This window comes from Bifidobacterium pseudocatenulatum DSM 20438 = JCM 1200 = LMG 10505 (assembly GCF_001025215.1).
Lineage (GTDB): Bacteria > Actinomycetota > Actinomycetes > Actinomycetales > Bifidobacteriaceae > Bifidobacterium > Bifidobacterium pseudocatenulatum.
Genome location: NZ_AP012330.1, coordinates 906,651 through 922,980, shown reverse-complemented (window position 1 = coordinate 922,980; position 16,330 = coordinate 906,651). Strand labels below are relative to the sequence as shown.

General features: G+C 56.4%; 12 protein-coding genes. 7 read left to right on the top strand and 5 right to left on the bottom strand.

All coding sequences use genetic code 11. The annotated features are described in order from the left end of the window. Window positions 1–56 precede the first annotated feature (56 nt). The 3 genes from glgB to BBPC_RS03795 are packed head-to-tail and all read left to right on the top strand — an operon-like array spanning window position 57 to window position 4,152. Window positions 57–2,312, top strand: coding sequence for a 1,4-alpha-glucan branching protein GlgB (glgB, locus tag BBPC_RS03805; RefSeq protein WP_004221574.1), 2,256 nt, complete (start codon window positions 57–59; stop codon window positions 2,310–2,312). A 15-nt stretch (window positions 2,313–2,327) separates the two neighbouring features. Beyond that, the gene (locus BBPC_RS03800) at window positions 2,328–3,056 is read left to right on the top strand and encodes a response regulator transcription factor (RefSeq protein WP_004221573.1); all 729 of its coding nucleotides are present in this window, start codon (window positions 2,328–2,330) and stop codon (window positions 3,054–3,056) included. A 19-nt stretch (window positions 3,057–3,075) separates the two neighbouring features. Continuing rightward, on the top strand, window positions 3,076–4,152 hold the full coding sequence (locus BBPC_RS03795) for a sensor histidine kinase (RefSeq protein WP_033524001.1): 1,077 nt from the start codon (window positions 3,076–3,078) through the stop codon (window positions 4,150–4,152). A 13-nt stretch (window positions 4,153–4,165) separates the two neighbouring features. Here the strand turns inward: BBPC_RS03795 and BBPC_RS03790 are convergent, their stop codons facing one another. Both BBPC_RS03790 and BBPC_RS03785 read right to left on the bottom strand, forming a co-directional pair. Continuing rightward, complete coding sequence (locus BBPC_RS03790) at window positions 4,166–4,888, bottom strand: ComF family protein (RefSeq protein WP_226557254.1); 723 nt, start codon at window positions 4,886–4,888, stop codon at window positions 4,166–4,168. A gap of 47 nt (window positions 4,889–4,935) precedes the next feature. Then, window positions 4,936–5,742 (bottom strand): HAD-IIB family hydrolase, encoded by an 807-nt coding sequence (locus BBPC_RS03785; RefSeq protein ID WP_022245547.1) that lies wholly within the window; start codon window positions 5,740–5,742, stop codon window positions 4,936–4,938. 78 nt (window positions 5,743–5,820) lie between these two features. On the opposite strand from BBPC_RS03785, the gene BBPC_RS03780 reads away from it, so the two are divergent. Next, complete coding sequence (locus tag BBPC_RS03780; protein ID WP_072043551.1) at window positions 5,821–6,249, top strand: metallopeptidase family protein; 429 nt, start codon at window positions 5,821–5,823, stop codon at window positions 6,247–6,249. On the opposite strand, the gene BBPC_RS03775 is transcribed toward BBPC_RS03780, so the two are convergent. From BBPC_RS03775 to BBPC_RS03765, 3 genes are read right to left on the bottom strand one after another with little or no spacing between them, the layout of a single operon-like run. Beyond that, a complete protein-coding gene (locus tag BBPC_RS03775; RefSeq protein WP_033524000.1) occupies window positions 6,250–7,782 on the bottom strand; it encodes a DUF5719 family protein in 1,533 nt (510 codons plus the stop codon). Further along, complete coding sequence (locus BBPC_RS03770) at window positions 7,779–10,880, bottom strand: glycosyltransferase family 2 protein (RefSeq protein ID WP_004221558.1); 3,102 nt, start codon at window positions 10,878–10,880, stop codon at window positions 7,779–7,781. Before BBPC_RS03770 ends, BBPC_RS03775 begins: the two co-directional genes overlap by 4 nt. Window positions 10,881–10,913: 33 nt before the next feature. Then, window positions 10,914–11,213, bottom strand: a complete 300-nt coding sequence (locus tag BBPC_RS03765) for a WhiB family transcriptional regulator (protein ID WP_004221555.1) — start codon at window positions 11,211–11,213, stop codon at window positions 10,914–10,916. Between the two features lie 263 nt (window positions 11,214–11,476). Here BBPC_RS03765 and BBPC_RS03760 point away from each other — a divergent pair, with 263 nt between their 5' ends. The 3 genes from BBPC_RS03760 (at window position 11,477) to BBPC_RS03745 (ending at window position 16,271) form a co-directional block, all read left to right on the top strand. After that, window positions 11,477–12,907 (top strand): LCP family protein, encoded by a 1,431-nt coding sequence (locus tag BBPC_RS03760; RefSeq protein WP_047749730.1) that lies wholly within the window; start codon window positions 11,477–11,479, stop codon window positions 12,905–12,907. A 73-nt stretch (window positions 12,908–12,980) separates the two neighbouring features. Continuing rightward, the gene (locus tag BBPC_RS03750) at window positions 12,981–14,411 is read left to right on the top strand and encodes an LCP family protein (RefSeq protein WP_193345776.1); all 1,431 of its coding nucleotides are present in this window, start codon (window positions 12,981–12,983) and stop codon (window positions 14,409–14,411) included. An 84-nt stretch (window positions 14,412–14,495) separates the two neighbouring features. Beyond that, entirely contained in the window at window positions 14,496–16,271 is a 1,776-nt protein-coding gene (locus tag BBPC_RS03745; RefSeq protein ID WP_004221547.1) for an FtsK/SpoIIIE domain-containing protein, read from the top strand. Window positions 16,272–16,330 lie beyond the last annotated feature (59 nt).

Here is a 16,330-nt window from a genome sequence, read left to right as displayed (position 1 = left end):
GAAAAATAGGCGCGACACGGGCCACTTTTCTTCCGTTTCATGCTTACACTTTTGCCATGGCTACAGAATCCAAGATCAATGAAGATGTCGTTGCTGTTCCTGTTCCCCAGGGCACACTGGATGCAGTAAGCAACGGTACGTTCTACAATCCTCACGAGGTGCTCGGCGGGCACCTCGGTTCCGGCAAGCATGCGGATGTCGTCACGATCCGAGTCTTGCGTCCGTTGGCAAAATCCGTGACGATTATCACTGAACAAGGTCAAACGCTCGCAATCCATGAATACAATGGCGTCTTCATGGCACTCGTTCCCGCCGCCGCAGCAGAAGAGGGGTACGGCGTGCCAGATTACCGTATTCGCACGGAGTATGAAGACGGTTCCGTTGTGGTGTCTGACGATCCCTATCGTTATCTGCCGACCATCGGCGAGATGGACATGTATCTATTCGGCGAAGGCCGTCACGAGCGCCTGTGGGAGGCACTTGGCGCACATGTGCTCCGCTATGACGATCCGATGGGTTCTTCTGAAGGCGTAGATGGCGAGCAGGTGGTTGGCACCGCGTTCACCGTATGGGCGCCAAACGCGCATGCCGTGCGCGTGGTCGGCGATTTCAATGGCTGGAACGGACGTACCCACGCCATGCGCGAACTTGGTTCTTCCGGCATTTGGGAACTGTTCATCCCAGGCATTGAGGCCGGCGAAATCTACAAGTATGAAATCCTCAACGCCAATAACGAATGGACCATGAAGGCCGATCCGATGGAGCGCTCCCACGAGATTCCGCCGCGCACCGGATCCATCGTGGTCGAATCCACCCATGAATGGGATGATGCCGATTGGATGGCCGAACGCGCGGCCAGCGACCCGCATAACGGACCGGTCAGCATCTATGAGGTGAACGCCTCCAGCTGGCGCAAGGACGTGAACGACTACCGTGAGCTTGCCGACAAGCTGGTTCCCTACGTGCAGAAGGAAGGCTTCACGCACGTGGAGTTCATGCCGTTGGCGGAACATCCGTTCGCAGGATCTTGGGGTTATCAGGTGACCGGCTACTACGCGATCGATTCGCGTTTGGGTGGCCCCGACGATTTCAAGTATCTTGTTGAGAAATTGCACGAGGCCGGCATCGGTGTGATCATGGATTGGGTTCCGGCCCACTTCCCGAAGGATGCGTTCGCACTGGGCCGCTTCGACGGCACGCCGTTGTATGAGGATCCGGATCCGACTCGTGGCGAGCACCCGGATTGGGGCACGTACGTGTTCAATTTCGGACGTCGCGAGGTCCGTAACTTCCTGGTGGCCAACGCCTGCTTCTGGCTGGATGAGTTCCATATCGACGCGCTTCGTGTGGACGCGGTCTCCTCGATGCTGTACCTGGACTACAGCCGTGAGGCCGGCCAGTGGCATCCGAACATCTACGGCGGCCGCGAGAATCTCGAAGCCATCGACTTCCTCAAGGAAGCCAACGCCACGGCATACAAGAACAATCCGGGCATCATGATGATCGCCGAGGAATCCACGGCTTACCCAGGCATCACCGCGCCGACCGACGCCGGTGGTTTGGGATTCGGCCTCAAGTGGAACATGGGTTGGATGCACGACACCCTGCAGTATCTGCATGAGGAGCCGATTAACCGCAAGTGGCACCACAACGAGATCACGTTCTCCATGGTGTACGCCTATTCGGAGCATTATGTGCTGCCGATCAGCCACGATGAGGTTGTGTACGGCAAGGGATCCATGTTCGGCAAGATGCCGGGCAATGATTGGCAGAAGTATGCCGGTGTCCGCGCGCTGTTCGCCTACCAGTGGGCCCACCCGGGCAAGAACCTCACCTTCATGGGCAATGAGATCGCCCAGTACGGCGAGTGGGATCATGATGGTTCCGTGGATTGGGCCGCGCTTGAATGGCCGGACCACCAGGGTGTGCAAAAGCTTGTCGCGGATTTGAACACGCTGTACAAGGCTTCCCCTGCACTTTGGAGCCAAGACTTCGACCCGGCCGGCTTCCAGTGGCTCACCAGCGATGACGCCGATCACAACACGCTCAGCTTCGTGCGTATCGGCAAGGACGGAGAGCAAATGGTGGTTGTGGTGAACTTCTCCGGCGAGGCATGGACCGACTATCAGGTACCGCTCACCAAGGGCGGCAAATGGACCGAAGTGCTGACCACGGATGATGAGATCTACGGCGGTTCCGGCATTCACAATGGCACGGTCGAAGCGATCGAAGGCGAATACCATTCACGTGATTGGTCCGCGAAAATCACCGTTCCGGCACTGGGCGCAGTATTCTTGAAGCCGGAACTCTGAGAAAGGCGGAAAGCTATGCTCAACTCATCAGCACAACCCACAACGGCTCCACGCACCGTTCTGGTGGTCGAAGACGAGCCGACACTGGCCACTGCCATCGCGCAGCGCATCACAGCGGAAGGCTGGACGGCGCGCGTGGCATCCGACGGCGCCAGTGCGGTTCAGGCCGCGACTACGTTGCGTCCGGATCTGGTCATCATGGACATCATGTTGCCCGTGATGGATGGTCTTGAGGCCACGAAACGCATCGTGGCGGAGCGCCCTGTGCCAGTGCTGATCCTGACGGCACGAGACGACGAGGCCGATAAGGTCATCGGCCTCGGTGCCGGAGCCGATGACTACATGACCAAGCCGTTCTCCATGCGCGAACTCATCGCCCGTTGCAAGGCGTTGCTGCGCCGTGTAGATCGTGCCAAGGTCATCGCCAAAAACTCCGAAAACGAGAAGCTTCTCGATTTCGGCTCCTTGGTCATCGATCCCGCGCAACGTATCGTCACCGTCAATGGCAAGCAGGTGCACCTGACCCCTACGGAATTCGATTTGCTGGCCACGCTGGCCCGCAAGCCGAAGTCCGTGCTCACTCGCGAGAAACTGCTCGAGGAAGTGTGGGATTGGGTGGATGCTTCCGGCACTCGCACCGTCGATTCGCACGTCAAGGCATTGCGCCATAAGCTCGGTTCGAAGACCATTCGTACCGTGCATGGCGTCGGTTACGCGTTCGAACCGCCAGAAGTCCAAGACTAATGCGCTAAAATTCGGTGGTATGCGTACTACCGATACAAAACCAGGGCGTTCGGTGAATCCATTGGAAACCGAACGTCCTATTGGTTTGTTCTCATCGCTCAAAATTGAATTGAGCGTTCTGATCACCATCTCCACCGCCATTGCGTTCATCATGGCGTGGTTCCTGCTCAAAGTAGGGCTCAGCGTATGGATCGCCATGCCCATTACCCTCGCCGTGGCTTTAGGAATCACATATTTCTTCTCCAGAGGACTCACCTCTCCCCTGCGCCAAATGCGCGACGCCGCCGAAGCGATGGCGGAAGGCGATTACACCGTGCGCGTCCATGTCGACTCCAATAGTCGCGATGAAGTCGGCCAGCTCGCCCTCACCTTCAACGAAATGGCGGAAGAGCTTCAGCATGCCGACCAGATGCGCCGGGACATGGTAGCCAACGTAAGCCACGAATTACGCACGCCCGTATCAGCGCTTCAAGCCATGGTCGAAAACATGGCGGATGGCGTGATCGACCCTACGCCATCAAATCTGGAAAGCATCCTCAATCAGACGCACCGCCTGTCCGATCTGATCGCGTTCCTTCTTGATCTTTCCCGCATGGAAGCCGGCGCGGCAAGCCTGCAAATCGAAATGTTCAATTTCGCCGATTTTCTTGACGAAACCGTGGAACCTTTGGAAATCGCCGATGCCGGGCATGCGCATGACATCGAAATGCATGTGCCCGACGATATCGAGATGGCAGGCGATCAGGACCGCCTGCGCCAACTGTTCACCAATATCATCGCGAACGCGCTCAAGCATTCCGCGGACAATACCACGGTGCTTATCGAAGCACACGAAAACAAGGATTTCGGCACCATCGTCACCAATGTCGTCAATTTCGGATCGCAGATTCCACAAGAGGCGCGTTCCGACATTTTCCGCCGTTTCGTCAAAGGAAAAACAGGTCCGGGCACCGAATCGGGCGGAACCGGCTTGGGATTGTCCATCGCACGTTGGGCCGCCCAGTTGCACGGTGGTTCGGTGAGGGTCGTCGATGACCCGCGTGGAGCCGATTTTGAAATCATTCTGCCGAAATACCATGTTACGGATGACGAATAGAGGATTTCTCACGTCACTGCACTTGCGTGCGTGACCATGCTTGCGTTGGGCCAACCTTCTGCGTTCCCGCCGGAGTGTGAGCCAAAGCAAGCACGGTCACGACCGTGGCACCCTCCTTCCGCATCGTTTCGACGCAACTGCGCATGGTCGCACCGGTCGTGACAATATCATCCACCAGAATCACCATCGTATTGCGCAAGGAAACCGAAGGACGCACCGAAACATGCCCCTTCAAACGTTGCGACCGTTGCGCCGCACCGCTGGTCTGCACTGATTTCCCTTTGACCCCCCTGTTCTCCAACGCGTCACGCACCGTCACCTCGCAGCCTGTTTCCTCCCGTAGAAAACCTGCCAGATGTTTGGCGATCGGCATCATATGTTTACGTCCGCGACGACGTATTGAAGCGGGAGACGAAGGCGCGGGAACCACAACAACATCATGGCATGAACCATGCCTATCACGAACGAAGTCAATAACGCCAGACGCTTTTGCAAGGGCGCATATCGCATCGGCGAACGCACGGTCACATTCCTCGTCGCCGTGATCCTTCCACGCGAGAACCGCCTTTCTGACCGTGCCACGGTACCATCCGCATGCGAACCAGCGTTGCATCGCCACACCGTCAAACGACTGTGCGGTCGGCTGGGAAAACAATGCCCTGCAAGCTTCGCATAGCACTTCATCCGGTTTGTCGCACCCGGCGCAGCCCCGGGGAAACAGCAGATTAACCACCATCGAGCATGCCCTCGCCATTGAGTTCATGCGAAACCTCCCAACAGGTTCTATCGCGATAGACTGGCGATGATTCCACCGCACAATTTCACGGTATCGTTCGGACAGGTAACCTTCACCGCCCTGGTGCCTGCCTTTGCCGCGGGATAATCGTTACCGTCCGGATCCATACGGTCTCCCACAAAAACAATCTGCGCCACCGTAATGCCGAGAATATCGGCCAATTCTCGAACAGCGAACGACTTGTCGACGTTTTTTTCGGAGATATCGACGCTGCTGGCGCCGCCCGGCCGTACCTCCAAATGCGGTAGATCGGCGGCAACCGCTCGTGCCAGACGATTCTTCTTCTCGTTGGTTGGATCCCACGCCTCCTTGGCTTCGATGGGCGCAAGCTGCCCTAATGCGGAGAATGTGATCTGGCTGCCACGATCCTCGATACGTTCACCCCAAACGTGCGTGAGCCAGATACCCTGTTCGCGCGCATTGCGTTCCAACGATTCGTAAGCTTTCGCACGATCATCCGCGCTGAGGTCATGGGCGAAGACCGGCGCCCAATCCGATCCGCCCCAACGGTAATATCGGGTGCCGCTGGTCGGCATAAGATGCAGATGCGACCGATTGGCTTGACCTGTCAACCGTTCCACCACCTGACTTTTCAGCAATGCATACTTGCCACCGGTGATCACCGCGACATCAATCAACGATGTCAATGCGGAGAAGCATTCGGCCATGTCGTCCTTCATTGGCTTTTTCGACCTTGCCAACGTGTTGTCGAGATCGAAGGCGATAAGGCGTACTCCATTGCACAATTCCTCGATATCCACGTCGTTCCAACAGGGCACGGAAATATCCGTCATGATCGTTTCCTCCTGTGTCGATGCAATGAACAATATGCTATCGCATGATTCGCGCAAGGCCCTGATATGGTAGAAGCCATGTATCAATTGCCTTGGGAATCAACAGTGTATAGAAACCGTCATGGTCGTGGGACCCGCACTCCCATGTTCGGTACCAGACTTCCACGTTATCGTACAAGAAGCGGTATGTTCGACGACATGCTGGTGGCTCAGATCCGTAGGCTCAACGATGCATGGCCCGAACTGGTGGCACCGGTACAGTTTGCGGTCGAGGACGTTCCGCCATCCGACCCGGCACCTTGGGAGGCCACTGCGCACTTGGGCTCGCAGTCTTTCCCCGCGGAACATGGCATTCCGCCGCGCGTCGTGCTGTACCGTATGCCTTTGCAATCGCATGCGCGAAGCCGTATGGACCTGCAATTCGCCATCCGCGACGAAGTGGTGTTGCGCTTGGCGGAACTGTATGGACGCCGTCCCGAAGAGATCGACCCCGATTGGGGTATGTGATCAACGCACGACGGTCATGTTCTGGTTGGCCAGCACCTGCTCGCGGGCTTCCTTCAGATCCGTTGCGCCGATAATCGACACTCCGGCCAGTTTCGCATCCGATACGTCTTTTTGGCTGATACGGATGTTCCACACCATTGATTGGTCCGGATCGGCAAAGCTTACGGCGGCAACGTCTCCATCGTTGATATCCGCCAGATCAACCGTTGTCGAAGCGCCGGATTGGAGAGCAATCTCGCGCTGGTCAACAGTATCTCCGACACTGTTATAGGACGTCAATGTTGCCGTGCGCTCATCGCCCGATATGTTGGTGATGCCCACTTGAGCCGTGGCATGGTCGGGCACGGCCATGGCGGAGACGCTCATCGGCACTGAAGCGTTGACCAAGGCGAAATCAGCCTGGTCATCATCGCCATCATTGGTGATCTTCGCGGCGACGGATACCGGCTCGCTGGCGCTGATGGTAAGTCCGGTCGCCGACTTGGGAACCGAACCCAGGTCGATGACCGAAACGCGATTCGATTCGAGCGTCTGCTGATTGGTTTTCTTCAGACCTTGGTCATCCGTCCAAGATACGGTGACGTCGGCCTGCCGAGACGGATACACATACAGGTTGACGGCATCGCCTTCCGTGAGTCCGTCAATCGCCAATGTTTTTGCGGCAACAGTATTGGGAACCGCATAATCCGATCCTTTTGCAACCAGACCATCCATGGCTATGGTGCGCACCACGGCCGCAACGGGCGTGTCCACGCTGGACACGGTAACGTACAAAGCATCCTGCCCGGAAGCTGCTGCGGCAAGGTTCAGCACAGATTCCTTGCCCGCGCCAACCGTCAACGTCGAACCGGTAGACAATGCCAAAGCACCCGACTTGTCGGATCCCCAAACCTTGATGTTCACCGACGTGGCCTTAGCCGACGGATTGGCCACGACCAGCTGCTGGGTCATGCCTGTTTTGGTGCCCGACACCATCAGCGACTGCTTCAAAGCCGGAACGACGCAGGAAGCAGCGGAAACGCCTTTCAAATCTCCCTCAGTAGCCCAAGACATCACCGAAGAGGCCGCTCCCGTTCCATCGGAAGCCGACAGCAATCGGGTATTCTGCAATTGGGCTCCGTCATCGACCGTGCCGGACGCCATGAAAATATCATCATCCGATCCGGCATCATCCTTGTTCAACACCAATGACGAAGTGGCTTCATCAGCTCCGAGAAGCCCTACGGAAGAGCGGAACACCGAACCGAAGGACGCATAACGCGCCGACGACATGATATTGCCGTTGGACGCTTGATATTCGCTGTCTCCATACACATCAGTATCAGCTATCGTCATTCGTGCTGGACAATATGTTTCCAGCTGACGCGGACTGACGGTGCGGGATACGGATGAACGCTGCGTTACCGGCGAATCCGCATGAATCCAAGTCGGGCGGTAGATTACGGCCACGGTCGCCAGTGCGACAATGACCAACACCGACACTATGGCCAGAATTACACGCCAAACCGTTTTGGAACGGGAATGTTTGCTCATGCTTCCTCCTGACCGTGACGCCTCATGCGCGGAAGCGCAACCAAGCAATACGCTGCGAGAACAATACCCATGCACCACAGCCATGCCTGACGCCACACACTCGATTCAGCCTGTCGATATCCCTTGCGGTCGATATGCTGCTTGGCCGTATCTTGGATGGTGAGACGATAGTATGTTCCCGCATCAGTGCTTACGACATTCTGCGTGCCATCGGAAGCGCTGATATTGGAACTCAACTGATCGGTTATCTCCTTTTGCGCCTTGTCTTCGCCGGAGCGCACCACATAGATGCCTCCGAATCCCAACTCGCTCAAATCGGCGACGGCGTCGGAATCAGCGTTCGACAACAGCTGCGCGCAATCCTTGGCGATGGCCTTGTTCGCATCATCGGAACGTCCGAACGCCACTTCGACACGCTGTGCCGGAGAGCTGTCGATCAAATCACCTCGGCGGGTGCGCATCACATTGTAGCTGATGGAACCGGCACTATCCGCGCGTACTGCGAGCACACGCCTCGCCTCATCCTGCGCAAGATAGTCGGAAGCAACAATCGGCAAACCGGAATCACTGGTCGAAACCGTGTTATGGTCTCTGGCGACATAATCAAAACCGGCACTCGCCACAACCGACGCCGCAATCAGCATGACCAGCACGATTCGTGCCGCACGCCCGGCAATAATGCCAGTAGAAGCGCCATTCCTCTCAACTTCGACATCGCCGGTGGGCCTCTGCCACAGCATGACGAAACGTTGCACCGCACCGCCTGCGACCATGCACACGCAAGACAGCAGTCCCATCATCGTGAATGAAACGCCGGGAAGCACGGAACCGGCCACGGCGCCATCCGCATCGACCGCAACCACAACCGCGGCGGAAAGCAGCGACGTGGCAAGACCCGCGATCGCCACGACCCACATCATACGCGACACGCGAAGCACGAATGGCAGGAACAGCGATACCGCGGCAAGAAGCACAATCAATGCCAACATTGCAGCAGCCACATACTGCCAAATCTCGCCGGATACGGCAACGCCGAACGCACGGGAAACAATATCCGAAAGATTTGCGATCATCGGATGCCCATCATGCGCAGACGACGGCAATATCACACTGCCAAAAATCTGACGCCACGTACCTGCTCCTGCGAAACGTACCGTGTTGACCAATGTGGGCGCGCATACGGAAGCGGCCGGCAGCGGAATCAGCAGCAGCGTCGTTCTATGGGAGCGTACAAGCATCAGGAACACAAGGAACGACAACATCAGCGGCAGCAGCAATTGCGGTTCGGCCGCGACGACGGGAATAAAGCACAATGCCGCAAGCGCCGCGGCCTGCACGGAAGCCTGCGGATTGACCAGATCTTCCGTACGGTACATGCCTACGGCTCGGAAAGAAAACGCGAAGGCCGCAGGAAGAAACACCATGACCGTCATCATCGTCACGTCGGCATCGCTGTACACGTTCATCGACAATGCGATGGCGAACCATGCCAACGCGATCACGCAACGCACCGTGTCGGACCGAGTAAAGATTCCAGCCAAAGCCCAGAACGACAGCACCATCAAAGGAGCGGACAAGAAGAACACCACGGCGACTGCGGTCGCAACATGGCCAGCCGTGAATACGGAAACCACCATGAGCACCAGCAGCCAAGGCGCGCTCGGGGCGCTGATTCCCGTTCCCGCGGTATACGCCCACGACGTGGTGGCGGCATGCACCAACTGGCTGAAACTGGCATCGGTCGGCAGCAACGTTTGAGAATATATCGACGCGCCGGAGAACACGCTCCGAAGCACATTCCAATATAGGAAGACGATCCATGCGAACGCGATCACCGCCGATGCGATGGCAAGCCCCCACCTGCGCATGAGCCTTTTACGCAGATGCGCCTTGGCAAGAGGGCTGAGGATCACAGTGCCACGCTGGTCAAGAAACGCACGCTTGCGATCGTTCCATTGGCCGATCTGCTGACGAGTCGTCTGCAATGCGGCCAATGCCTTCAAGGAGACCCTACTCTGCTCACGCAATCGGGCACGGGCCCTCCATGCGCCCGGCAAGTGGAGCAACGAACGCCAAGGCAGGGCCAATTCGCAACAGGCATGGTATGGCTGTTTGCGCGTCAGGCACAGCACGGCCAGTCCCAACGCCTTCAGTATCGACCAGATCCACAGCAGCGGCCACCAAGAACGATGCACGTCCGTATACGCGTATTTCGTATTCGCCTCGCGTACCGCAAGGTACGGATCGACGCGGCCTTCCTCATCTTCAACAGGTTGGCCGTTTTTGGAACGCACGCCTTCAAATCTTGCCCTCCTATGGGCGATTCGCGCCTGCGGGACCACCACCACACGGCCACCGCCCAGGCAGATGCGCCTGCACAGGTCCGTGGATTCGGCGAACGTGCCGAACCATGGATCGGCACCCTTCCAAGTACGCAAGGTGGCCAATGGAACCAGCGCGCCGGAAAGCGACACAGCCAACACATCCTGCCGGCCATCATACTGTTCCTGATCCGGCTCACCGTCCACCACCAGAGACGTGACATTGTGGTGCCCCGCATACAAACCGACGTTATGCAGGCTTTCCGCCTGCCAATCCAACTGTTTCGCGCCAAGCAAAGACGCAGTCGGCGTGTTTTTCCAAGCATCGAGCAACACCTCAAGGCATGACTCATCGGCCGGCCTGGAATCGTCATGCAATGTCCACAGAGCACCGACCCGGTCGTCAAGATCGATCTGTTGCATTGCACGAGCCACGGCATTCATGAATGAAGAGGCACCCTTCACTCCTACGAGAATGACACGTATGGTCTTGCTTTCGGGAACTTCCGTAAGCACACCGGCAGGCGACGGGATAACGCTAAACGTCATCTGCATAGGCTGCTCAACCTGATTGGTGCAATCCGCAACGATAATAGTGCCTGGAAGCACACGCTGTGCGAGCACCGCGGCAAAAGTGGATGAGAAAAAACGCAGATCGCTTTGCGCGGTAATCACCGCAGCCACGGATGAATCGGCATCCTGCCGATGGGAGTACGGCCTGCTGTTGAGCAGATCGGTCACAATTCCCTGGATATCGCTGCTGGCGTTAGAATTCATAATTTCAAGTGTACGCACAGGGTGTGCCGTGCGTTATGCCCGTTCCTTGTGTTCCTTCTTATACCGACGGCGCTCACGTTCGCTCATGCCACCCCAAATGCCGAAACGCTCATCATGCTCGATGGCCCATTTCAGGCATTGCTCACGAACCTCGCACTGGGCGCACACTCGCTTGGCATCCCTGGTTGATCCGCCCTTTTCAGGAAAGAACGCTTCCGGATCAGTCTGAGAACATAAAGCCCTATGCTGCCAGGAAACATCATCATCGCTTTTGAACAGACCCCACAGTTCCGCAAGCGGATTATCGGAGGACTCGTCGATCACGCCCCACATGCGTCCTCCCCTGCTATACGTATGCGCACTTTTAGTCGTGTTAAATTACACACATGCAATTTCTTTTTGTCAAGTTTTCCGCCGTGTCAATCACTATAATTCGAGAAAAATATGGTACATGGTACCTCCAAGAACGACGGGGGCCTGAAGCAGAATCCGTGAAAATCGGGGAACATCTCTATAATCCCATGACAGAGTAGTGGTATGTTCTAGAACGCGTTGAGATATGGCGTGATCTTTTGTATAAACAGGAAGGCGATACCGTGACCACATCACCAGCCGGCGATAAGCTTCCTAACGTCAATGGACTGCGAGACGCAAAGCCGCGTCACAGCCTTGGCTATCGAGTGCAGCATCGTGCGAGGACGATAGTCGCTTCGGTCATCGCGGCGATGCTGGTGTTCTCGGGAACCGCAGCGGCCGCAACATGGCTGGATGTGAATGGCATCATCAAAGACCATTCGGTCGAAATCATCGGACAAGGCTCACTTGACGCCAACACCTCGATCATCGATCCCAACTCCGGCAAACCCATCGAATTCGTACTTATCGGGCAGGATTCCCGCGATGGCGAAGAGAACCAGTCCGTCGGAGGCAACTTCGACGACGTGGTAGGCAACCATCAGGCCGACACCACAATGGTGGCGCAGATTTCCGCGGACCGCACCAAAATCAATCTCGTTTCCATTCCGCGCGACTCCCTAGTGGACATACCGCAGTGCGAAACGACCAACGGCACGATTCCCGCGCAATACAATGTGATGTTCAACTCGATTTTCGCGAACGCATACCAGACCGGCGGCGATCTCGCTTCAGCCGCAAGCTGCACCCTGAATGCAGTGAACAGCCTCACCGGACTGAACATTCAAAACTTCATCGTCGTGGATTTCGCAGGACTGGTCAAAATGATCAATGCCGTAGGCGGAGTCGACCTGTGCATCCCACAGGACGTCGACGACCCCTACACCAGCCTGCAACTCACCAAGGGCCTGCACCATCTGGACGGACACCAGGCAACGCAGTACGCACGAACCCGCCATGGTCTGGGAGACGGATCCGACACATCACGAACAACCAGACAGCAATACCTCATCAAACAGTTGATGAACGAAGCGCTCAGCAAGAACCTCTTTACTGACACCGCACAGCTCTACCAGCTAGCGAAATCAGCCTTGCAATCACTCTATATCTCGCAAGGCATGGCCGATACCGCAGCGCTTGCAGGTCTTGCCATGAGCCTCAAGGATTTCAATCTGTCCAGCCTGTATTCGCAGACCGTTCCGGTAGTATCCGCGCCGTCGGACCCGAATCGTTCGGTCTGGACCGATGAGGCGGAGACGCTATGGGAGAAGATGCGCGCGGACAAGCCGATTTATGGTTCCGACGAATCCGACGCGAACACGGATGCCAATACCGCAGGCAATTCCGACGGTTCTTCCGATAATTCGACGGATGGCACTGACAATACGGATAATACGGGCACTGACAACACGGGTTCCCAGGAAGCCGCGCCAACACCCGATCCGGTCACTGGTCTGATCACGCAGGCCGATGGCACGCTGATCGATCCGAACACCGGCGGCACGGTCGACCCTGAAGATGGTTCCATTCATGACGCTCTTACCGGGCAGTACATCGGGCTTGCCGACCGTTACCTCAACGCGACGGTTTGTGCCGTTCCCGCAAAGAACTAGACCGCTTTCACCGAATCCGTTCCTGCACGGTGTAAATGGTGTAGGAACGGATTTCTTTTTGGAGGATATTTGTATGAGTGAAGAGAACGGCGGCAAGGACCCCATGCCCGCACCACCGAGCTTCATCCCGTCCGCAGGACGGAAGAAGACGGAATCACAGCCTCACAAATCCACAATTCCTTCTCAATCCGGCTCTCCGTCAATTCCAAGTTTTTCGCCTGCCGCACAGCCAGCGCGCTCAAGTGCCCCGCACGCCAGCAGGCGTACAGCGCAACCATCATCCGTAACTCCATCCGGTTCCAGCGTTCCACAGAGTTTCCGTCCTGCCGCAAACTCCACCAGCAGACCACGTAAGTCGGCATCATCGTCTCCTGCATCGTTTGCTCCTGCTTCAGCTCCGAACAATCACCGTGCGTCTCAGCAGGTACGAGGATCCTCCTCCATACCCACTGGCATGCCACGAACAACGCGACAGAACACGCCCAGACAACCTTTGTCCGGCAATAGCACAACAGGATTCCAATCCACTGCGAAAGCCGTGCTCCCCCACAGAAAACGACATATGGGGCGGGTCATTCTCGCGTTTTTCCTTGCTGTGATTCTCGCCTTGGGACTGTCGATATTCTCCGCATGGAATTGGGTGGATGGACAGCTCAACAAACAGTCTTGGTTGACGAACAAAGCCGATACCGCTGGCGAAAGCTGGCTGATCCTCGGTTCCGACGAACGCGAAGGCACCGTTGGTGACGCTGGCGACGTGACCGGTTTCAGAACAGACACCATTCTGGTACTCACCAAACCGAAATCCGGACCTTCCTCACTGATTTCCATTCCGCGTGATTCCTTGGTGGAAATCGACCAGAGTTACATGAAAATCAACGCCGTCGCCCAACTGTACAACGGCAAACAACTGGTTAACGAAGTCGAAGACATCACCGGGCAAAAAATCAACCACGTGGCAATGGTGCAGTTCGGCGGCCTGGTCAAAGTGGTCGACGCTTTAGGAGGCGTCGAATTATGCTACGACCAGGATGTAAGCGATCCGTACTCCCAGTTGAACTGGACTGCCGGCTGCCATACCGCCGACGGCACCACCGCGCTTGCGTTCTCTCGTATGCGTTACGCCGACGCGCAAGGCGATTTCGGGCGTGCGGCCCGTCAGCGCCAGGTCATCAACGCCATAGTGAAAAAGGGCGCATCCAAGGATACGCTTCTGAACTTCGGCAAGGTCAAAAAAGTCGCGGAAGCGGCGTTAAGCTCCGTGACCGTGGATGAGAAAGCTTCGACCTCATCGCTGATGCGCATGGCTTTGGCGTTCAAAAGCGCTTCTGGGGATCAAGGCATTTCGGGAAGCGTTTATTGGACCGATCCCGACTACTACGTTGATGGTGTCGGCTCAAGCGTGCTGTTGGATGAGGAGAAGAACCTCGAATTGTTCTCCGAATTGGCTAAGGGGACCCATCGGGCTGGCACTGTAGGCACGCTTGCCGAACAGCAGGGCTGATATTCCGGTCGGAGGATGTGGATAACTCATCCTCCGACCACAACCCTGGTTTCAGCTTGCACCCGCTCATCCGCATTGCCCACTATGGCGGGTATGAAGGGCAAGAACAAACGCAAGCATACCGATGGATTCAATGAAGACCGGCTGATGCTCATCAGTTGGTCCGCACCTGTGCTGGCACAGCTCGTCATGCTTGTCATAATGAGCGCGCAACGGCAATGGCTATATGTGGCCATGCTTGCTCCTGGACTCATCAGCAGCGCGTTGTCTCTGGCATCCATGGCGTTGCGTTCCAATCAGAAGCAGCAGCATGACGAACCGGTCTCCACCACCTATGCAAAGGTGGTGGAGACCGCAAGGCAAAACAGCCATTCGCCGTTCGCCGCAATGCCCCATATGTGTTTCGAGCGATTCTACGCTCTGGACGAGGACGCGCTGCCTTGGCGCACCATCACACGAACATGGCTTTCCTCCACATCATCCTGCCCTATAGGAGTCACGGAGCATGGCTTGTTTCGCACGGATCTGCAACGATCAGGACCGCATGCCATGGTAGCAGGCACCACGGGTTCGGGAAAATCGGAATTGCTCATCAGTTGGTGCTTGTCGCTCGCCATGCAATACAGCCCTGATGATCTGCATTTTGTGTTTTTGGATTTCAAAGGAGGATCGACATTCAACGCTTTGGAACATCTTCCCCACACCGTTGGCAATGTCTGCGATCTTGATTTGTTCCACGCGATTCGCGCGTTGAATGCCATTGAACAGGAATTGGTGCGTCGTGAGGCTCTGGTCAGCGCCGAACGTGTTTCCAGATTCGACCAATTGGTCCGGCCTCCGGCACGACTGGTTGTGGTCATCGATGAATTCCATGCGCTTCGAGACCGTCTGCCCGACTATATGCAACGGCTGAATCGTCTTGCGTCACTTGGCCGTTCCCTTGGCATGCATCTGATCGTCTGCACGCAATATCCCATGGGCCAAGTCCATGCCGACATGAAAGCCAATATCTCGCTGAGCATATGCTTACGGGTTACAGACCAAATGCAGTCGAACGAATTGATCGGCATACGTGACGCAGCGCTGATTCCTCCCAGCATTCCCGGTGCAGCCTATTGCAATGACGGACAACACACCACACCTTTCCTATGCAGCGCGGTCCGCGATGTCAACCGACTTGTCCGTAATATTGGAACGGCCGCACGATTCCACGCCTGCAAACGCCCCGATCTCCTGTTTTCCGAGCCTCTCACGCAACATGCAACGCAATCCGATCTTTCCATCCCATCAAACCAGTCATGGCATAACGTTCCCTTTGCGCTTGCCGACGATGGCGTATTGGTGTATACCGCCATTCTTGACGTGAGCCAACAGAATATCGCCATCATCGGTGCCTACGGCAGCGGCAAAACCAATCTACTGTTGCATTGCGCACGCTGGCTATATGACACGGGTTGCGCCAATATTCGTTTCACACGCAAAACCGAACATGGCATGGTGACGGATGACGGCAAACCCTTACCGTCGCATAAGCGAACCATCTGGATTGTGGATGATGCGGACGAAGCGCTTAATCCCTTTTCCTCTGCGCCTGAAGCGAACGAATTGCGTGAGGCGTTGGTCAATCCCAATATCACAGTGATTGCCGCGGTGGAAAAACCTATTTCCGCACTGCTGGACCGATGTCCGACTCGTGTGGCGTTCCCCTGCGGAGAACGTTCCAACGATCTGATGCTCGGCATTCCCGGCGCAATTCTGGACGGGTTCGCAGCCGACGACTATACCCTCCCAGGTCGTGGCGTGCTCATGCAACAGGCCAAAGCATGCCCTATTCAGTGCGTGGAATTCCAAGGTTTTTAACGATTCGTGGGATTCTTTTCGCGAAGACTCTTGAAAAGTCGCGCGATTCGTGGTTATCT